Origin of the sequence: Bacillus methanolicus MGA3, assembly GCF_000724485.1 — a bacterium.
GTDB lineage: Bacteria > Bacillota > Bacilli > Bacillales > Cytobacillaceae > Bacillus_Z > Bacillus_Z methanolicus_A.
The window spans coordinates 767882-788110 of sequence record NZ_CP007739.1 but is presented as its reverse complement, the minus strand read 5'-3'; the positions used below and the strand labels follow the sequence as shown (position 1 = coordinate 788110).

Here is a 20229-nt window from a genome sequence, read left to right as displayed (position 1 = left end):
AGTTTCCTCTCGTCCGTTTTTATTTCATTGTAGCATTTACAAAAAGCGAATGCACGTTCTACCTCGATTTTCGATCAATTTTTAAAAAAGAAGCTTGCCGGTATGGCAAGCTTCAAGATTTGAATTCTTCTACATACAATTTAATCATTTTTTGATATTTGCAATGCTTTTTTAATATCTTTAAATGAATTTGATTTGCCGTACATCAAAACTCCTCCTTTATAGACACGTGCCCCAAAAATAGCTAACACGATAATCGTAATGAGAAGTATAACAATTCCAAGCATTGGCTCCCAAACAGGAAGCGTCAGCATTCCGACTCTCATAAACATAAGCATCGGGGTGAAAAATGGAATATAGGATGTAACTGTTATAAATGGCGTTTCCGGCCTGTTTAAGCCGAACATGGCGATCATAAAACCAGCAACGACAATCATCGTCATCGGAGTGATAAATTGCTGGATATCTTCAATTCTGCTGACAAGAGAACCCAGAAATGCCGCTAGGGTTGCATACAGAAAGTATCCTAAAATAAAAAATACGACTGCATAAAAAATTGTTGAAGGCTGGATGTCTTCAAATCCGAAAAATTCGAAGAAGCCCCCTTTCATCGATTTTAGATTTTCCTTGATTGAAAAATATCCGACAATAAGAAGCATGGAAAGCTGGGTTAAACTGACTAATGCAACACCAAGAATCTTCGCAAACATTTGCTTAATCGGAGAAACGCTAGAAATAAGAATTTCCATCACTCTTGAAGTCTTTTCAGTGGCTACTTCCATTGCAATCATATTGGAGTACATAATGACGGCAAAATAAATGACGAATAAAAGAACATAGACGAGTCCTCTCGCTTGAGTCAATTCTTCTTCAGTTTTTGCGTTTTCTTCAAGCGCTGTTTTTTTAAACGATGGAGGCTCGTAAAGTTTGCTAAGCTGTTCCGGCGATAATTTCATTTGCGATGACACTAACATTGTCTTTAATTGCTGCAGCCCGTTTTCGAGATCTCCCGAAAGAGCAGTATCAGAAATACTTTTTGTATGATAATTTGCAGCCGGAAGTTTGTTTTTATCGAAAGAAAGGACAAGAAGGCCTTTGTACTTGTCATTTTTAACGTCCTCTATCGCCTTATCTTTGGTCGTTTCTATTTTTGACAGCTTAATATCTTTGTTGATTGCATTCATTTTTTGTTTATAAGCTTCAAACAGCTGGCCTGTTTCATCTAGTACGGCTACCTTTTCCTTTCCGCCGTCTTTATCGAAAAACGTGATAATATTGTTCATATTTGTCAGACCAATAACAATTAATAGTGTAAGGATGGTTGTAACGACAAACGACTTTGATTTCAATTTGCTAATAAATGTATGAAATAGGATAATCCAAAAATTATTCATATGAAGCACCTACTTTCTCGATAAAAATATCATTTAAAGAAGGTTCTTCTAATTCAAATTTGCGGATAAACCCTTTTCCGACAATTTCCTTTAAAATCTGTTCCGCAACTTCTTCCCCTTCAATTTGAAGATGGATACCCTCAGGAGTTTCTTTCGCTCTAGTTACACCTTGATAGTTTTTTAGAAAGTCCATTCTAAAATCAGAATGAATCACAAGATTTTTCTTCCCAAATGAACGTTTTATTTCCTTTAATGCGCCATGTAGAACCGGACGTCCTCGATGCATAATGCACAAATGCTCGCACATTTCTTCCACATGCTCCATCCTGTGGCTTGAAAAGACTATTGTTGTTCCATTTTCCTTCAAGTCCATAACAGCTTCCTTCAGCTGTTCAACATTAACAGGATCAAGACCGCTGAAAGGTTCATCCAAAATCAAAAGCTTAGGCTTATGTATGACCGCTGCGATAAATTGAATTTTTTGCTGGTTTCCTTTTGATAGCTCCTCGACTTTTTTATCAGCATATTCAGGCACCTTGAATCGCTCAAGCCAAATATTCAGTTCCCTAAGTGCGTCCTGCTTCTTCATCCCTCTTAATCTTGCAAGATAGACAATTTGTTCTTTTACTTTTAATTTAGGATAAAGTCCCCTTTCTTCGGGCAGATAGCCAATCAAATGGCTCGCAGAATAATTGATCGGCTTCCCATCCCAAGTAATTTCGCCATCGCTAGGCTCAAGCAATCCTAAAATCATCCGGAAAGTAGTCGTTTTTCCAGCGCCATTAGCCCCCAGAAACCCGAACATTTCTTTTTCTGGTATCGTTAAAGTTAGATCATCCACAGCAGTAAACTGCCCAAAACGTTTTGTGACATGGCTAATCTGCAGGACCATAATTTTTCCTCCTTTCATGAAATTATACGAATTATGTCATAAAAATGTTTCAATTTTCCATTTTTTTTGCGAAAAAAAAGAAATTATGAAAGAATAATAGTAAACAATCAGAAAATTATAATTCAAAGGAGTTAAGAAACATGAAGACTTATAAAATAACTGCATTTAAACCTAACGGCGAAAAACTGTTAGATGAATCTTTTCAAGCTAGCAATGATGACGAAGCAAAATTGCTCGGAAAAAAAATTCTTGAAGAAAAAGGCCTTATTGAAAAAACCCACCGCTGCACATCTCCAACAGGAAAATTGTTACTATTTCATCCATAAGAAATTTATAAGAGTCAAAAAAAGCAAAGGATTGTCCTTTGCTTTTTTGTGGAAAAGGGGCGGAGCTGCGCTTACAAAAATAAAAATGTTAATCTGCTTAAGCAAGAACCTTGTTTAGTGTTGTAAATAGTTAATGCCTGGCTCCGCTCACACCGCCTAATTATGTTGACTTTGTTTTAAAATGAACCCTATTTCCATGTTAGGGTTGGGAGTTTAAAACTTACGCACGTTTTTCGTTTTATTAGTTCCCTTTGAAATTCGGCTTCCGTTTTTCAATGAAGGCTTTGATTCCCTCTTGATGGTCCTCTGTTTGCCTCATTTTATATTGTCCATGTTTTTCCAATTCTAAAATTTTGAGCAAGTCCGGACGGTTTCTTTCCGCCATGATTTTCTTTGTTCTGATCATTGCCTGTATAGGCTTTTGAAGCCAATCGTTTAATTTTCGCTGTAAAGCATCGTCTATATTTTCCTGGGCAATTTCTGAAATAAGCCCCACTTGATATGCTTCATCAGCGGTCATTGGCTTCCCTTCCCAAATCACTTGTTTTGCCTTTGCCTCCCCTAATCTTTTTTCTAAAAAGAAGTGTGCCCCACCATCCGGGATTAAACCGATGCTGATAAAGTTCATCGCAATTTTACTTGCTCGGTCGGCAATAATATAGTCTGTAGCCAATGCAAGACTTAGGCCAAGACCGGCTGCTGCACCTGAAATCGCACTGATTGTAAGTTTAGAGATGCTGTATAATGTTACGACTAATTCATTTATTCTATCCATTATAACAGAGAAATCGCTTTCATTTATTTCTAAAAGCATTGCCTTTATATCTCCGCCGGAAGAAAAAGCCCTGTCACTTCCCTTTAATACAATAATGTCAATTTCATCATTATAACTGAGATCTTTCAGTTTTGAAGTTAATTCTTTAATCATTTCGCAGTTTAGAGCGTTCAGTGATTCCGGCCTGTTCAGCTCCAATGTTGCCACTCGTCCATCTATATGAACAAGAACTGTATTTGATGCAGAGTCAATAGACAACAAGAACCCCTCCTTTAATTTATCATACATATTATAAAGGTTATCAACTTATTTTAAAATACTGCCATATTTTTTTTGAATGTTTTAAACTTCCTTAAAAAATAAAGCTAACTCAAAAGAAAAGGGTCTGATCTCTCCAATACAATATATTTTATATCATCATTGCTGGAGGGATCAGACCCTTATGAGTTAGCTTCTTTATTATTTAATTTTTTTGCAGATAATCTTTTGAACCTGCTCACGCAGTTCCCGTTTTAAAAATTTCCCTACCGATGTTTTCGGAATTTCCTCAAGGAATATAATGTCATCAGGAAGCCACCATTTTGCAAATTGCGGCTGTAAATAGTTATACAATTCCTCCTTCGCTGTTTTCCCTTTAAATGCATCTTTTAGGACTACACAAGCTACCGGACGTTCCTGCCATCGTTCATGAGGAACAGCAACTACGGCTGCTTCAAATACCGCTTCATGAGCCATTAACGCATTTTCAAGATCTACGGAAGATATCCATTCTCCCCCGCTTTTAATCAAATCTTTTGTTCTGTCAACAATTTTCACGAAACCTTCTTCATCGATCGTGACTACGTCGCCCGTATACAACCATCCATCCCGGAAAGCTTCATTTGTCCACTCATCTTTGTAATATTCAGAGGCGATCCATGGACCGCGTACAGCAAGTTCACCCATTTCTTTTCCATCCCGTTTAACCTCGCCGTTTTGACCGACCACCTTCATCTCCAATCCTGGAACTAAAATTCCTTGTTTGGCTTTAAGATCCAATTTTTCTTCATATGAAAGCTCTTCTTGATAGCTTTTCAATGTTGAAATGACGACAATAGGACTTGTTTCTGTCATCCCATATGCATGCATAAACGGAATTCCATGTTTTTGTTCAAATGCACTGATCATTCCTTTCGGAGCTGCTGCCCCGCCGCATAATACCGCCCGCAAGCTGCTCATATCATAATTTCCTTCATCAAGCTCTTTTAGAAGACCGAGCCAGATTGTCGGCACTCCAGCCGTAATCGTTACCTTCTCCTGTTCGATCAGTTCTGCAAGAAGCTTAGGAGTAAAATATGGACCAGGCATCACAAGTGTCGTTCCGAACCAAACAGCAGCAAACGGCAATCCCCAGGCATTAACATGGAACATTGGCACAACAGGCATAGCGATATCTTTTTCACTTACACCTGTCGTGTCAGAAAGCCCAAGTGCCATACTATGTAAAACAATGCCTCGATGTGAGTAAACAACACCTTTCGGATTTCCGGTTGTTGCGGACGTGTAGCACATTCCCGCAGGGGCATTTTCATCTAAATCATCCGGATATTCATAATTAGCATCAGCATCAAGCAACAGTTTTTCATAATGGTAGACAGGTGAAAGAGTTGTTTCTGGAAGCTCTTTTTCATCTGTCATAATAATATAAGCTTGAACTGTCTTTAATTCTGCTTGGACTTTTTCAATTAAAGGAACTAAATCAGAATCAATAAGCAGAACTTTGTCTTCTGCATGATTTATAATAAAGGAAATATGATGTGGCGAAAGACGAATGTTAATGGTGTGAAGGACAGCTCCACTGCATGGAATGGCAAAATAGGCTTCTAAATGGCGGTGATGGTTCCAGGCCAAAGTTCCTACTTTGTCTCCCCGTTTCACACCAAGCTTTTGAAGGCTGTCTGCAAGCTTTCTTGTCCTTAAGGCAATCTCTTTATATGTAAATCGCTGAATTCCTTTGCTTGTTCTTGAGATCACCTGTTTTTTCGGAAAAAACTTTTCGGCTCTTTTTATCATCTGCGGCATTGTCAAAGGTGTTTGCATCATAGTAAATCCCCCCTAACTTTAGTAAGCGTTTTCAACACTCATTTCGAACCATTCTATGAGGGTCTTCACTTAAAATATTCTACTTTCCTACTAAATTTCCTTGTTTTATTTTCTGAATTTTTTAATAATAAAATCAACTCTCTTGCACTTTACGCAAGAGAGCTTTCCTGTAAAAATAGCTCTGTTAAAATTTTGAGTTTTTCTTCCGTATATTTTTCATAGCTTTCATTATAGGACTTCGGATCCTTAGGATTGGCAAAATGTGTGATTTGTCCGGTAATAGGATGAACAAACTTGCTTGATGCCCCGCAGCCGAGACCGATAATCGTTTGCTGCTCTTCCATAATCATGATATTATAGATGCTTTCCTGGCCCGGAAGCGAGTAACCAACATTTTCGAGGTTGCCGAGAATATTTTTTTGCCGGTACAAATAATACGGAACATACCCATGGTTCTTCGTCCATTGTTCCGCCATGTACATCATTCTTTCAACTTCGGTACGGTCTGCAACTTTGTACTTTTCTTTATTCTTCGTCATTTCGGAAGCACGCTTGAAAGAAAGTGTATGAACAGTTAGAGATTCAGGCATCAGCTTTTCCGTTTCATTTAATGTATGGCTGAATTCTTTTACTCCTTCACCTGGCAAACCGATGATTAAATCCATATTAATATTGTTCATGCCCATTGATCTTGCTAGATGATATTTTTCTACTGTTTCTTCAACTGTATGGTGGCGGCCAATCGCCTTTAATGTTTCTTGGATGTATGATTGCGGATTAATGCTGATCCGGTTAATCTTCCATTTTTTTAATACGTCCAGCTTTTCTGGTGTTATGGTATCAGGCCGGCCTGCTTCTACTGTAATTTCTCGGATATTTTTCACATCAGGAAAAGACGTGTACATTTCTTCATAGAGCATATCCATTTCTTCAGCAGTAATGCTTGTCGGAGTTCCTCCGCCATAATAAACAGTTGTGATTCGAATTCCATTTTCCTTCAGCCATTTGCCGATTTTTCTCATTTCATAATGTAGTCCGCCTAGAAATGAGTTTACTGATCCTTGTCTTCCGTTAATGGCATAGGCAGGGAATGTACAATATGCACATTTTGTCGGGCAAAATGGAATACCAATATAAATACTGACTTCATTTTTCAACTCGTACAAATCCGGTACAACCGAAAGCTGACGGTCGACGATTTGCTGCATTAAGGAAATTTTTTCATCCGAAATCAAATAGTCCTCTTTTAATTGCTGATGGGCAATGTCTTTTGGTACTCCTTCTTGGATCTTCCTGTGCAGCAATTTTGTTGGCCTGACGCCGGTAAGAATTCCCCATTTTTGGGTAATGCCTGTTTTCTCTTGGAGCACTGTTAAATAAACATGTGAAACGGCATTCTTTATTTGTTTAAATCGGTCTTTTTCAGTAAGGTTTTCCGAAAGACTTCTTTCAAATGAAGCTGAATGCTCATTACCTTTCCTATCTGACAGCACAGCCCTGACTTTGACAAATTCTGTTGTCTCTAAATCGAACTGAATTTTAATATCCCATAGGTCATTTTCATTCATAACTATTTCAGTTTCTTCAAAAAACAAATTAGCAATTAATTGCAGCGGCCGGTGAAACCGATAATCATCTAATCCTTTAATATTAATTTGCAAAGCCAATCACCTTTCAAAATAAACTTCCTATAGTGTACTGAATCGGAAACCCGAGGTCAATACAATGGAAAACCTTACATTCGCAATAATAAAAGCGGAAGCGAATTCAGCAGCCCAAATTCCATCTATTTAAAATGCCAATTGACCGCAAACGGCTACATATTATCTTATTTTTTTATAATATTCATTTTTCGCAAAAACTCAATTGGATGCTGTTTTCTGAAATGTTCTTTAACCATATAGGCGACACCGTGCTCATTGTTGCTCCGCGTTACCCAATCCGCTTCTTTCTTAACTTCAGCGGGAGCGTTCCACATTGCAACGCCAAGACCAGCAGCTTTAATCATTTCCAAATCATCTATTCCATCGCCTATAACAACCATTTCCTTCCTTGGAATTCCTAAATGCTCCCCTAAATAGATTAGGCCGTTTAGCTTTGAAGCACCTGCAGGCACAATATCCATACGTGAAGAATTTACCTGAAGCGGTTCAGCTTCCGTAAATGTCTGGCTTATTGCCTCCATAGCATCCTTCAAATCGTTTTCTCTTTCAAAATGTACTTCCATTTTAGGAGGTGATACTTTTTGTTCTATTAATGTATCACTTAAGGATTCTACAAATTGCTGTGAATAAAAAACAGGATCTCCCGATGTAAATATCGTTTTTGCCAGCATGTTATGATTCAGCTTTGCTTTATTGGCTAGAGAAAAACTCTCGTGAACGAGCCTAATCTGACTCGGGAAACTTTCAAGAAAACGAACAATCTCATATGTGATATCTTCGGGAATTCTTTTTACATATAAAGGTTTGTCTGTTAAACCGGAAATATACGAACCGCTGTGTGTTACGAGCAATGCTTTTATTTTCAGTGCTTTTGCAACTTTTTTAGCTGACGGAAAACTGCGGGAAGTCACAAGCGTCACGTAAATTCCTTTTTGCTGTACGTATTGGACCGCTTCTTTAACGGATTTATGAAGTTTTCCGTTCGATTGAAGAAGCGTACCGTCAATGTTTAAAGCTAACAGCCGGTATATCATCCCTTCATGCCCCCTCACTCTTAGATGTAAGTCCTTATATCAAATTTATGTAAAACAAAAGGGAAATAGAACATGCACATATAGCAAGCAAAGGAGATGGTAATAAAAGGAAAAAGGAGCTGCAGTCAGCCCCTTTTCGTACATTATTGATTGTTTGGATATCCATACAACTCTTCAAGAGGTTTCATAATGATTTCATTCAATTGAGCTATAACCATGCTCATCCTCTGTTCGGCATCCATTAATTTTGAGATTTTATCATTTTGTCGAGCAAGTGCCGCAGCTTTTTGAGCATAAACTACTTCTTCTTGAGTAATTTCCTGACCCATCATTTGCTTTTCCTGCAATTTTAATTGAATATTACGGAAATTTTCGAACATTCTCCTTGTAGACACATCTTCATTGATTTCGTTATAAATCTTTCTTAAAAGGACATATTCTTCGCTCTGGCGAATCGCATTCTCCATTGCATATGCAGAATCATATAAATTTACTGCCAATTTACCCACTCCTTTTCCTTAACAACTCCACTTCACTATACCAAACTATGAAAGGAATTGCGAAGACGTTCACTTATTAAATAACTAACATGTAAGAGCACAATCCGCCCATTTATTTCATACGATGATATATCAGCTTTTGCCCATTCTAAAATTTTTTATTATCAACAATGACAAGCAAATGAGGAACTGTTATGACTTTTACCCTTTATTCAATTAAAGTAAAGCCTTTGACAACCTTTGAAAATGAAGATGATTCTATCTATGCAAACAATAAGCTTTTGCAAAAATTAGGCATAAAAAACAGCACGATTCTAAATCTTTGTTTTGGAAGAAAATCTATAAATGTTAAAGCAATCGAATCGGATTGTCCGCCAAATGAACTTATTATTCCCGAAGGTTTGATGGAAAAAATTTTACTTCCTAAAGGTACATTTTGCATTCATTATTGTCCACAAAATTTTACCATTATACTCGGGCCGGTCATCGCCTTGCTGACAGAGATAAGCGAAAACAAAGACAGCTCTCCCGATTTCCGTTCTGTTCACGCATTTTGCGAAGAGATTCACCATGGACTTTCTGAAATCGGCGGATTGTTTTATGTTTTCACATTAAAAGACTTCAGTAAGGAAAGTATAACAGGTTATTGCTTTGAAAAAGAATGCTGGACGAAAAGAAACCTTCCGCTTCCGGATGTCATTTATAATCGGATCCATTCGCGAAGGCTTGAATATGGAGCATTATTTCAACAATTGTACCGGTATGTTCAGGAGCATAATATATCCTTTTTTAATTACCGATTCCTCTCAAAATGGGAGGTTCATAATATGTTGTTATTGGAAGAACATATGCATCCCTATTTGCCGAAAACATCTCTGTATTCAAAGGAAAGTTTAGAAAAAATGCTCGATGAACATTATTCAGTATTTCTTAAGCCAATCCATGGCAGCCAGGGCAGGAATATTTTCCGATTAAGTAAACAAAGAAATGAATTCTTCCTAAAAACATCGGTAGAATCCATTGATGATTCAACAAGATTGCATTCATTGACACAGTTACTTGAAACCCTTGAAAAACAGACAAAAAAGAGACTCTATTTAATACAGGAAGAAATCCCATTGATTACGTACGATGAAAGGAAACTTGATTTCCGGATCTTGTGTCATAAAAACAAACAGGAATCATGGATCGTCACTTCTTCCGTAGCAAGAATTTCTGCTCTACAACAATTTGTCTCAAATATTGCCATGGGCGGAGAAATAATAAAACCAATAAAAGCTCTTTCTAATTGCTTTGATCGAGCAGTTGCTTTACAAATATTTGCATTGATGAAAGAGATTGCTGTTGAGTGTGCAGCAATTATTGAACAGCAATCGGACGGAGTAACTGGAGAGTTGGGAATTGATATGGGAGTTGATCCATCAGGTCATGTCTGGATTATCGAGGTAAATTCAAAGCCTTCTAAAAAATTTGAAGAACCCGGTAAAAAAATTCGGCCTTCTGCAAGAGCAATTGTATATTACAGCACGTCGCTTGCTTTTAAATACTTACAGAAAAAGGAGGAAAAATCATAATGCACCTTGGAATTATGTCCTTACACTTGACGAGTGAAAAAGGCTATTTTACCGAAATTGCCAGACGTGCAGAACAGTATGGAATCAGTTGCTGCCACTTTGTTCCAACTGCCATAAACCCGTCAACCATGCTTGTAACAGGGGAAATATTTGATTCCGAAAATGATCGCTGGACCACACTTGAGTTTCCTATGCCTTCCGTTGTCTATGACCGCTGTTTTTATAACGATGATAGCCATTCAAAACAATGTATGCCGATTGTATCCTGGCTGAAAGACAGAGATGACATCCAATTTCTCGGTTACGGTCTACCTAATAAACTTGAATTATACGATACCCTCAAACATTCTAATATATCTGCCTACCTTCCCCACTCCCAACTGGCATCTTCTCCGACAGATATCCTCAAAGAATTATGGAAACGGGGAAAAATTATAATAAAACCTGCTAACGGTTCTCAAGGCAACGGAATATTTTATCTTGAAAAAACCGGCAATCACATACTGGTGAAAACAGAGAAACTAAGACAGCAGATTGTTCGCTCTTTTACAAATAAGGAAATGGCAATAAAATGGCTGACTCAATTGATAAAGAAAAAAAAGTACATGATTCAACCTTATCTGGAGTTAACGAATCACGAGGGCTGTCCTTTTGACATAAGAGTGCTGCTTCAAAAAAATGAACTTGGATACTGGCTTGAAAGAGGAAGAGGAATTCGTACCGGAAAAAAAGGCGGTATAATTTCGAATTTAAGTGCGGGTGGTACTGTTACAAACTTTAAGAACTGGATCAACTCCTTTCCATTTACATTTCAGGAATATATTCAACATGAATTGGATGAGATTTTAGCCAATATTCCTAAAATTCTTGAAGAATCTTTTTTACCTTTATTTGAATTGGGAATAGACATTGGAATTGATAAAAACGGTGCCATCTGGATTTTAGACATCAATTCAAAACCTGGAAGAAAAGTGATTTTAGCTACCAGACCGGAAATTTCAGAGGAATTGTTTGGCGCACCGCTTTGTTATGCTTCATTCATTAGCCAATCTGAACAGAAAGAGAGGAAACGGTACAATGAAAAAACGTTATCCCATTGAAATTGTCGATGATTGTACAAAGACTGTCTTTTTTCCAAAAGATCTGTCCATTTCGTCTGAATTACAAATAATCGCTTTTGGGAATAAAACCGTTCATGCTAATTTTATTCCCCATCCAGCTAACAAAATTTTTATCAGCAAGGATATTCAAACAGAATTAAAAATCCCGGATTTAAAGATGCCGCTCCATGTTTTCATTGAAAATGATATTTTTTTTATCGGACCACTTGTCGGTATTTTTACAGCAGGGTTTACCCCTTTCCTTCTAAGGCCAATCGGTGAACGGACATTCTTCTTTGCAAAGCTCCTTTCGGTTCAAAATAAAGTTGGCGCACTAGCATTTGTCTTTGGCGAACAACATATTGACTGGGATCAGGGCATTATCAAAGGTTACTTCTATCATCAAAAAGGATGGGAAATGATCGAGGTTCCCTTTCCGAATGTTGTTTATGACAGGCTGCCGAATCGCAAGACGGAAAGACTTTCAGAACTAAGAAAGATAAAAGAACGCATGCAAAACGATTATTTAATTCCATGGTACAATCCAGGATTCTTCAATAAATTGGATGTATATGACCGGCTTGTTCAGGATAATTCCGTCAGTTGCTATCTCCCTGAAACACACCCTTTCATCTCCTTTTCATTAATGGAATCGATGCTTGGAAAATACGGACATATTTTTGTAAAACCGATAAACGGCAGCCTCGGGATGGGGATTCACCAAATACTTTATGATAAAAAAGATGGAAATTATTATTGCCGCTTCCGTAATAACGCAGGCGAAAATAAATTAGTAAAATCAGGAAGCCTTGAAGGACTTTTCCGCCGAGTATTCACTACCCGAAAACTTGGAAATTTCCTTATTCAGCAAGGAATTCATCTAATTAGAATAGATAAACGTCAGGTCGATTTTCGGATTCATACGAATAAAGATGATCATGGCACATGGAGAATTAGCGCCATTGCAGCCAAAGTAGCAGGCTCAGGCAGTGTAACTACTCATATTAATAATGGCGGCACCATCAAGACGCTTGAAGAGATTTTTCCTAACAAAGAAGAAAAAGAAATTTACATTTATAAATTAACAAATGCCGCTCTTGCTTTGAGCCAATCGCTGGAAAAAATGATGGAAGGTATCATCGGTGAAATCGGGTTTGATATGGGAATTGACAGAAATGGCGATGTCTGGTTGTTTGAAGCAAATTCCAAGCCAGGAAGATCTATTTTTAAACATCCGCAATTAAAAAAATTTGACCTGCTGACCCGTACATGTTCATTGGCATTTGCTGTTTTTCTTATGGAAAAGACAATAAAAAACCCTGAGGAAATATTTAAATGATCTTTTATCACACTGAAAATAAAAAATGGTTTCATAACGATAAAGACACAGCAATTACATTCGGAAAAAATAAAATACATGTTCCCTTTGCAGAACAAATGAATGAACCATTATGTTTCTCTTTCTATTTAAAACAAAAAAATCATAATGCCGGCCCGTTAATTGGGATTATGACCGCCGAAAGAAATGACGGCAGTTTAGCAGGCAACGGCCCCCTATTCACTTCAATTCAAACAGAAATCATTCAAAAAGGGGGCCTATCTTTTGTTTTTACTTCCGAAACGTTAAAAGATAATGGCGCGGATGGTTATTTATATATACCGTTCGAAAAAAAATGGATTTCAGCATCATTCCCACTCCCCCACCTTGTATACAACCGGATTCCATTCCGCAAATCGGAAAATTCATTAAATACAATGAATGCATTTAAAAAACTAAAGGAAAATAAGATTCCCTTTTTCAATCCAGGTTTTATCGATAAATATGACTTATACTGTGCGGCGTTAACCCATCCTGAAATTTCATTTTATTTTCCTGAAACAATTCTCATTGATCATATGTCGCTACGCACGTTTTTTGAAAAACATAATAACCTTTATCTTAAACCTTGCATTTCCTCGAAAGGCAGCGGTATTTTTCGCTTAAGAAAAATCGGAAAAGGAAACATTCTGTTTGAAGAAAAAAACAAGAAAACTGTTTATTCCAACTTCGAAAGCTTCTGGAAAGAGTGGAACCAGGTTTTTATGAAAAAAAAGTATTTAGCTCAAAAAGAAATTATCCCCTTTTCAAATAATGGCAAACGATTTGATTTTCGAATACTTGCTCACAGCGACGCCAAAAATTATCAAGTAACAGGAGTGGGAGTGCGCCAAACAAAACTTGATCAATTAACTACGCACCTTCTAAATGGCGGAGAACTGATTCCATATGAGCAAGTTCGAAATACATGCCATGATCAATTTATTAAAGACATTGTAAATCTAAGTGGAAATCTCCTGTCAGAGAAATTTGGCTTCTTTGGGGAATTTTCGATTGACGCGGGAATTTCAGCCACGAAGCAATACTACGTTTACGAAATCAATTCAAAACCAATGAAATTTGATGAGGAAGAAATTGAATCAAAACGCGTCGAAAATCTGTGCAGTCTCTTCTTTCAGCTTTCAGGGTTTCATTAATCGAATTGATTTCCATTAATTTTATGAATAAGACATCATACCTCCTCAAAAAATAAAGAAAACCATTGCTTGGAGGGCAAAAATGAAAAAACACGGACACAATTTTTTAGATGATATTTTATACGAAGGCCGGGACTCAGTTCATTTAGATGTTGACCGCATGATAAATGAAGGCATGGCAGGAGGACAGGTGCATCGGCTTAACACCACTCCAAATATTGAAGAAGCTAGAGATCTCGTTCAAGAAAGCCCGCCACATGAGACAAAATAAGAGCAATAAGAAGTACCTTATCCTGAAATGGATTTGGTGCTTCTTTTTTATACTAGAGAAACCACGTTTGTTATAATGAAAAAAAATCTGCGTTTCAACTAAATGATATGGGGTTATGTTATGTTCAATCGATTATTGAGTTTTTACCCACATGCGTTTATTACCGACTCCGTTTACGGGCAATTAATCGAAGAATACCACTGTTTTTTCGATGGGAATGGCCATTGGCTTTGTATTCCTAAAAAAGATATGAGTGAAAAAGAATTGGAACTATTACGAACGCTTTTTCCGGAAAACTCTCATTCCTCTAACTGCTCACAGTTGAATACACAATCAAAAAAATGGCAAGATTTTCTGTTCCAGAATGGCGGCATTCCAGCTGACGAAGATAAAGTATTCAGAGTGATCTGCTTTCAATATTCAGGAACGAAAACAGATAATCAGGAATTTGAGGCCGCAATCAGAGGATTTTTTTCCGATGATGTTATTGTCATCTGGCTTGAGGAAACAAGAGGAGTTATTGTGGAAGAAAAAAAAGGCCACTTTTTGACTGAGGAAGATTTTGTCTCAATGGTAAATACATTCGAGAGTGATTTTTTTATAAAAATCTATCTTTACCCTGGAAAATTCAGGTCACTTTCTGAACAGTTCGCAAAAATCTTTCAACAAGACTTACAGTTTTTCATAAAGGGAATAAAGCTTTTGCCAAAAGAACGGATCATTACTTTTGAAAAAGTGTTTCCGGTTTTGCTTGCAGAAAAATTGGATGCCCAATTAAAAGAAATTCTGACTGGTTCGCTTTTACCCATTTTAGAAGATGACCGTGAACTTCTTACTACCGTGAAGCTTTTTATTGAAAATAATCTAAACACATCACTTACTGCCAAAAAATTGTATATTCACCGCAATACCCTCCAATATAGGCTTGAAAAGTTTATTGAAAAAACTGGAATAAAATTAAAGGATATTCATGGGGCCTTTACTGTTTATTTAGCATGTTTGCTGACAGAGGTTAGTGATAGTTAAGCAAAATGCATAAAAAAGACATTAAAAATTTATTTTTTGCACATTGCCTAAAAATTGCTGAACGAATTTTGTGCAAAATGTCCATTCAGAATATATCCTCATTTTTTAAATTAATAATAAAGCGATTTCATTTCATAAGAGGGGGAAATAACATGGCAGAATTAAGATTAGAACATATCTACAAAGTCTATGATAATAAAGTCACCGCTGTTCATGATTTCAACCTGCATATTAAAGATAAAGAATTTATTGTTTTTGTTGGACCGTCTGGTTGCGGCAAATCAACGACACTTCGAATGATTGCTGGTCTTGAGGAAATTACAAAAGGGGATTTATATATTGATGGGAAGCGTGTAAACAATGTACCGCCAAAAGACCGTGATATCGCGATGGTGTTCCAAAACTATGCACTATATCCGCATATGAGCGTATATGAAAACATGGCATTTGGCTTAAAACTACGTAAATTTCCTAAAGATGAAATTGACCGCCGTGTTAAAGAAGCAGCAAAAATTCTTGGTTTGGAACCGTATCTTGATCGAAAACCAAAAGCTTTATCAGGCGGACAGCGACAGCGTGTTGCCCTCGGACGTGCGATTGTCCGTGATGCAAAAGTCTTCTTAATGGATGAACCTCTTTCAAACCTTGACGCAAAACTTCGCGTCCAAATGCGGGCAGAAATTGCAAAATTGCATCAACGTTTACAAACAACAACCATCTACGTAACGCACGACCAAACAGAAGCAATGACAATGGCAACACGGTTAGTAGTTATGAAAGATGGTGTTATTCAGCAGGTCGGTGCGCCTAGAGATGTTTATGAAAAGCCGGAGAATGTATTTGTCGGCGGCTTTATCGGTTCCCCTGCTATGAACTTCTTTAACGGTAAACTTGAAGAAGGTAAATTTGTCATTGGCAATATATCTATCGCAGTTCCTGAAGGAAAGATGAAAGTTCTTCGCGATCAAGGTTATGTCGGCAAAAATATCATCTTAGGGATCAGGCCAGAAGATATTCATGATGAACCGGTATTTATTGATGCCACACAAGAATCAAAAATTCTGGCTCATATTGAAGTGTCAGAATTAACAGGTGCAGAAACAATGATTTATTCAAACATAGAATCCCAAGAATTTGTTGCCCGTATTAATTCCCGGACAGATATCCATCCGGGTGATAAATTAGAGCTTGCGTTTGATATGAATAAAGCCCATTTCTTTGACACAGAAACAGAAATGAGAATCCGCTCAAAAAACGAAGAAACAGTTCATGCGTAAATATTCATCACTTTCCAAGACCTCGTGAAATTAAACGAGGTCTTGTTCTTTAATCAGCTCGATGTCACTAAATTCACATTTCGGACAATAGAAGAAATGCGGACATTCATGATTTGAATATGTTGTTGGATAACCGTCTTCCAATTTCAAATGATCAATCATCATATACGGGCTGTAATCATCATAATAGTCCATGATCCTGCCGCTTTCCTCAAGTTCACTGTTGCATTTCGGACATTTTAAATGAAGAGTTTTGAATCCGTTGCAAATTGGACATATCGGCATATCCCCCAAACCCTTTCTAACCGATTTAATTAATGCTAGTTTACGTTATTTCTAACCGTATATGTAATCGAAAACTTGCCAAAACAAATGGAAGTAATCCCCTAACCGTTTATCTGAATAAACTTTCAAAAATCAAACAAAATAAACTGTAAACAAAGCAATAAAGTTTATTCCACCGATGGGTTAAACCAAACAAAGGTAACAGTCACACTGTTTGCCGGTGCAAATCCGGCTAACCCAACCATAAAAAACAACAATGAATTACAGAAGGAGGAAATATTCATGGCTGCAAATAATAACTCTAATCAATTGTTAGTTCCTGGTGTTGAACAAGCATTAGAACAAATGAAATATGAAATTGCTACAGAATTCGGCGTAAATCTCGGAGCAGAAACTACTTCACGTGCCAACGGTTCTGTTGGGGGAGAAATAACAAAACGCCTTGTACAAATGGCTCAACAACAACTAAGCGGAAGACAATTTTAATAAATAAATTGAATAAAAATGGCATTGGGGCTGACTCTCAAACAAAGGGTCAGCCCATTTTGATTAGATGATTAGATCATATTTTCCGGCCTTACCCATTGATTATATTGTTCTTCAGTTATATATCCTGTTTTCAATGCCGCTTCTTTTAGCGTGATATTCTCTTTAAAAGCTAATTTGGCAATTTCCGCAGCTTTTTCATAGCCAATATGAGGATTGAGAGCTGTAGCGAGCATTAGTGATCTTTCTAAATGAGCCTCGATGACTTCTTTATTTGCTTCAATTCCAACCGCACATTTTTCATTAAAAGATTGCATTCCTTCGGAAAGCAGCCGAATGCTCTGGAGAAGATTAAAAATAATCATTGGCTTGAATACATTCAATTCAAAATTTCCTTGGCTAGCTGCGAAACCAATCGCAGCATCGTTTCCAAAAACTTGGCACGCGACCATAGTCAATGCTTCGCTTTGTGTCGGATTTACTTTTCCCGGCATAATGGAACTTCCCGGTTCATTCGCCGGTATCGTTATTTCCCCTATCCCGCTTCTCGGACCGCTCGCAAGCCAGCGCACATCATTGGCGATTTTCATTAAATCAGCTGCGAGTGCCTTTAAAGCGCCATGAACATAAACAATTTCATCGTGGCTTGTTAGAGCTTGAAATTTGTTTTTCGCTGATCGGAATTGATGTCCGACAGCTTTTGAAATTTCCAAAGCTACTTCTTCCCCAAATGAAGGGTCTGCATTTATGCCGGTGCCAACAGCCGTTCCTCCTATCGCCAAATCCTGCAAATAGTTTACTGCCTCGGTAATCATCTTCTCATCTTTTTCCAGCATCGCTCGCCAACCACTGATTTCTTGCCCCAATGTTAAAGGAGTAGCATCTTGAAGATGCGTTCTTCCAATTTTAATCACATCTTTAAAGGCCGTTTCTTTTAATTTGAAGGTTTTTATCAATTCCTTTAGTGAGGGGAGAAGATTTTCCGTTATTGCGATGTATGCTGCAATATGCATGGCGGTCGGAAATGTATCATTCGAGCTTTGGGACATATTTACATCATCATTGGGATGAATGGTTTCATTTCCATCTTCGTTGTTCATTATTTCCGTCGCTCTTCTTGCCACGACTTCATTCACATTCATATTTGTTTGAGTCCCGCTTCCTGTTTGCCAGACAACTAGCGGAAAATGGTCATCAAAAGAGCCAGAAAGAATTTCAGAACATGCTTTTGTAATCGCATTCTTTTTCGCTTCTGAAAGCTTACCTAGTTTGTGATTGACAATTGCAGCTGCTTTTTTTATGTGAACAAGTGCATAAATAACCTCAATCAGCATTTTTTCTGTACCAATTTTAAAATTTTCTCTGCTTCGTTGAGTTTGGGCTCCCCAATACTTGTCAGCCGGAACCTTTACTTCACCTAAAGTATCTTTTTCAATTCGATATTCCTCCATGTTTACACTCTCCTCGTATTTTCATTTATATTCTTTTCCCTATTTTGGATGCTTTCCCTATATTTATCCATAAAAAAACCGCCTGGCATTTTCACCGGGCGGATTAAGAAGCTTTAATAATCGAATAACCAATATAATAACCGAGCACCATAATGCTAGCGATGGCTAGGGTAATTGAAAACTCTTGCATAGTTGATAACCTCCTAATATGGTCTTTTTGTCAGAATATCACGTAAGGAGGATGAATTTGTATGATAAATCTCACAATTCTATGGCAAGAATGTGAACATTTAATGAACATATTTTATCAGGCAAATATCCTTTTTTCCAATTGACCGAACAATTCATATCTCCAATATCGGCCTGAGCTTTTTCAACCCTATCTTTTAAGCGCATTTAATTTATTCAAACGTTCCTTTTACTACTGCTTCTCCATGCTCAACCATCACTTTCCCTAACGCAATGACTGTATCTATTTGATAATCTTCCTTTGTTAAAAGAACAAGGTCTGCATCTTTCCCTTCTTCTATGGCGCCTTTTTGCTCGAGTTTTAAAATGCAGGCTGGATTTCTTGTGATAACCTGAATGGCTGTTTCAACCGGAATCCCTTCTTCAAGAATCGCATCACGAACTTCTTTAAATAAAGTCGCAACTTTTCCGATTCTCAGTCCGGTCATTTCACCATACTCATTAAATTCTGGCAAACTTGCCTGCCCGTCTGAAGTAAAGGTAATTTGTGAAATATCTACTCCTGCTTCAAGCATTCGTTTTAAACCTCTGCTGCATTGTATCTCCCCATGGTCTCCATAATTTGGGATGGAACTTGTCGTAAAATCTACATAGCCGCCTTTTTTTGCATATTCAATTGCGGCTTCAAACAAATGCGGATTCCGGTTGATATGGGTAGGATAAAATTGGCGAATCGGGATTTCTGTTGTATCCACCACTTCTTCAAGCAGCTTAAAATGATCGCAGCTGTCTCCTACATGGACGTTGACAATCCCCGCTTTCCCTGAAAGAAGTCCGCCTATTCTCGCTGCCGAAGCAATCTTTGCCATTTCTTCCACCGTTGGCTGCGAAGAACGGTGATCTGCGATGGCAATTTCGCCTGCACCGATCACACGGTCAATGAGAATAATGTCGTCTTCAATCTTTCCTGTCAGTGTCTTAACGGGCACCTGGTATGAACCGGTATGTACGTAACATGTAATACCTTCTTCCTCTAATCCTCGGGCTTTGGCGATCAAACTTGCCATTGTCCGAGTCGTTCCATCTGTTCCAATTACCCCGATTAACGTAGTAATGCCGGACAATGTTGCATCTGTCAACATCAGTTCAGGAGTACGCGTTTTGTAGCCTCCTTCGCCGCCTCCTCCAATTATATGGACGTGGGAATCAATAAATCCCGGTAAAACAATTTTTCCTTTTGCATCTATTATTTTTATATCTACAAAGCCCTGCGGTTTATTAATTTGATCCTTGATAAAGCCAATTTTGCTGCCAATCAGTAATATGTCTTTTTTCCCTAAATATTCGGGAGCGTATAATTCTCCGTTTTGGATTAGCGTTAACACCGCA

The 20229-nt window shown here is 37.7% G+C and carries 19 protein-coding genes; 9 read left to right on the top strand and 10 right to left on the bottom strand.

Annotated elements, in window-relative coordinates:
• Positions 1 to 140: 140 nt before the first annotated feature.
• Together BMMGA3_RS03930 and BMMGA3_RS03925 are read right to left on the bottom strand one after the other, a co-directional pair.
• A complete protein-coding gene (locus BMMGA3_RS03930; RefSeq protein WP_004433370.1) occupies positions 141 to 1394 on the bottom strand; it encodes an ABC transporter permease in 1254 nt (417 codons plus the stop codon).
• Positions 1387 to 2286 (bottom strand): ABC transporter ATP-binding protein, encoded by a 900-nt coding sequence (locus BMMGA3_RS03925; protein WP_004433368.1) that lies wholly within the window; start codon positions 2284 to 2286, stop codon positions 1387 to 1389. The genes BMMGA3_RS03930 and BMMGA3_RS03925 overlap by 8 nt, the downstream gene beginning before the upstream one ends.
• A 140-nt stretch (positions 2287 to 2426) precedes the next feature.
• Here BMMGA3_RS03925 and BMMGA3_RS03920 point away from each other — a divergent pair, with 140 nt between their 5' ends.
• Positions 2427 to 2612, top strand: a complete 186-nt coding sequence (locus BMMGA3_RS03920) for a YhzD family protein (protein ID WP_004433366.1) — start codon at positions 2427 to 2429, stop codon at positions 2610 to 2612.
• A gap of 241 nt (positions 2613 to 2853) precedes the next feature.
• Here the strand turns inward: BMMGA3_RS03920 and BMMGA3_RS03915 are convergent, their stop codons facing one another.
• From BMMGA3_RS03915 to BMMGA3_RS03895, 5 genes are all read right to left on the bottom strand, one after another.
• The gene (locus BMMGA3_RS03915) at positions 2854 to 3645 is read right to left on the bottom strand and encodes an enoyl-CoA hydratase (RefSeq protein ID WP_004433365.1); all 792 of its coding nucleotides are present in this window, start codon (positions 3643 to 3645) and stop codon (positions 2854 to 2856) included.
• A 201-nt stretch (positions 3646 to 3846) separates the two neighbouring features.
• Positions 3847 to 5469, bottom strand: a complete 1623-nt coding sequence (locus BMMGA3_RS03910; RefSeq protein ID WP_004433363.1) for a long-chain fatty acid--CoA ligase — start codon at positions 5467 to 5469, stop codon at positions 3847 to 3849.
• A 149-nt stretch (positions 5470 to 5618) separates the two neighbouring features.
• Complete coding sequence (locus BMMGA3_RS03905; protein ID WP_004433361.1) at positions 5619 to 7130, bottom strand: coproporphyrinogen III oxidase; 1512 nt, start codon at positions 7128 to 7130, stop codon at positions 5619 to 5621.
• 167 nt (positions 7131 to 7297) lie between these two features.
• Positions 7298 to 8167 carry a Cof-type HAD-IIB family hydrolase gene (locus BMMGA3_RS03900; protein ID WP_004433359.1) on the bottom strand — a complete coding sequence of 290 codons (870 nt, stop codon included), beginning with the start codon at positions 8165 to 8167 and terminating at the stop codon, positions 7298 to 7300.
• Positions 8168 to 8310: 143 nt separating this feature from the next.
• The gene (locus BMMGA3_RS03895; RefSeq protein ID WP_004433357.1) at positions 8311 to 8667 is read right to left on the bottom strand and encodes a YlbF/YmcA family competence regulator; all 357 of its coding nucleotides are present in this window, start codon (positions 8665 to 8667) and stop codon (positions 8311 to 8313) included.
• Positions 8668 to 8861: 194 nt separating this feature from the next.
• Here BMMGA3_RS03895 and BMMGA3_RS03890 point away from each other — a divergent pair, with 194 nt between their 5' ends.
• The 7 genes from BMMGA3_RS03890 to BMMGA3_RS03860 all read left to right on the top strand — a co-directional run bounded on the left by BMMGA3_RS03890 (position 8862) and on the right by BMMGA3_RS03860 (position 16429).
• Complete coding sequence (locus BMMGA3_RS03890) at positions 8862 to 10241, top strand: YheC/YheD family endospore coat-associated protein (protein WP_004433355.1); 1380 nt, start codon at positions 8862 to 8864, stop codon at positions 10239 to 10241.
• Positions 10241 to 11341, top strand: coding sequence for a YheC/YheD family endospore coat-associated protein (locus tag BMMGA3_RS03885; protein WP_004433354.1), 1101 nt, complete (start codon positions 10241 to 10243; stop codon positions 11339 to 11341). Before BMMGA3_RS03890 ends, BMMGA3_RS03885 begins: the two co-directional genes overlap by 1 nt.
• Positions 11319 to 12680, top strand: coding sequence for a YheC/YheD family endospore coat-associated protein (locus BMMGA3_RS03880; RefSeq protein ID WP_004433352.1), 1362 nt, complete (start codon positions 11319 to 11321; stop codon positions 12678 to 12680). The genes BMMGA3_RS03885 and BMMGA3_RS03880 overlap by 23 nt, the downstream gene beginning before the upstream one ends.
• Positions 12677 to 13855, top strand: a complete 1179-nt coding sequence (locus BMMGA3_RS03875; protein WP_004433350.1) for a YheC/YheD family endospore coat-associated protein — start codon at positions 12677 to 12679, stop codon at positions 13853 to 13855. Before BMMGA3_RS03880 ends, BMMGA3_RS03875 begins: the two co-directional genes overlap by 4 nt.
• An 82-nt stretch (positions 13856 to 13937) precedes the next feature.
• Entirely contained in the window at positions 13938 to 14126 is a 189-nt protein-coding gene (locus tag BMMGA3_RS03870; RefSeq protein WP_004433349.1) for a hypothetical protein, read from the top strand.
• A gap of 120 nt (positions 14127 to 14246) precedes the next feature.
• A complete protein-coding gene (locus BMMGA3_RS03865; protein WP_004433347.1) occupies positions 14247 to 15152 on the top strand; it encodes a PucR family transcriptional regulator in 906 nt (301 codons plus the stop codon).
• Between the two features lie 152 nt (positions 15153 to 15304).
• On the top strand, positions 15305 to 16429 hold the full coding sequence (locus BMMGA3_RS03860; protein ID WP_004433345.1) for an ABC transporter ATP-binding protein: 1125 nt from the start codon (positions 15305 to 15307) through the stop codon (positions 16427 to 16429).
• A gap of 30 nt (positions 16430 to 16459) precedes the next feature.
• Here BMMGA3_RS03860 and BMMGA3_RS03855 read toward each other — a convergent pair whose 3' ends face one another.
• Complete coding sequence (locus tag BMMGA3_RS03855; protein WP_004433344.1) at positions 16460 to 16714, bottom strand: hypothetical protein; 255 nt, start codon at positions 16712 to 16714, stop codon at positions 16460 to 16462.
• Positions 16715 to 16996: 282 nt separating this feature from the next.
• Here BMMGA3_RS03855 and BMMGA3_RS03850 point away from each other — a divergent pair, with 282 nt between their 5' ends.
• Positions 16997 to 17200 carry an alpha/beta-type small acid-soluble spore protein gene (locus BMMGA3_RS03850; protein WP_003350761.1) on the top strand — a complete coding sequence of 68 codons (204 nt, stop codon included), beginning with the start codon at positions 16997 to 16999 and terminating at the stop codon, positions 17198 to 17200.
• 71 nt (positions 17201 to 17271) lie between these two features.
• On the opposite strand, the gene fumC is transcribed toward BMMGA3_RS03850, so the two are convergent.
• On the bottom strand, positions 17272 to 18651 hold the full coding sequence (gene fumC, locus BMMGA3_RS03845; protein WP_004433338.1) for a class II fumarate hydratase: 1380 nt from the start codon (positions 18649 to 18651) through the stop codon (positions 17272 to 17274).
• Positions 18652 to 19052: 401 nt separating this feature from the next.
• A complete protein-coding gene (gene iadA / locus BMMGA3_RS03840) occupies positions 19053 to 20225 on the bottom strand; it encodes a beta-aspartyl-peptidase (protein WP_004433333.1) in 1173 nt (390 codons plus the stop codon).
• Positions 20226 to 20229 lie beyond the last annotated feature (4 nt).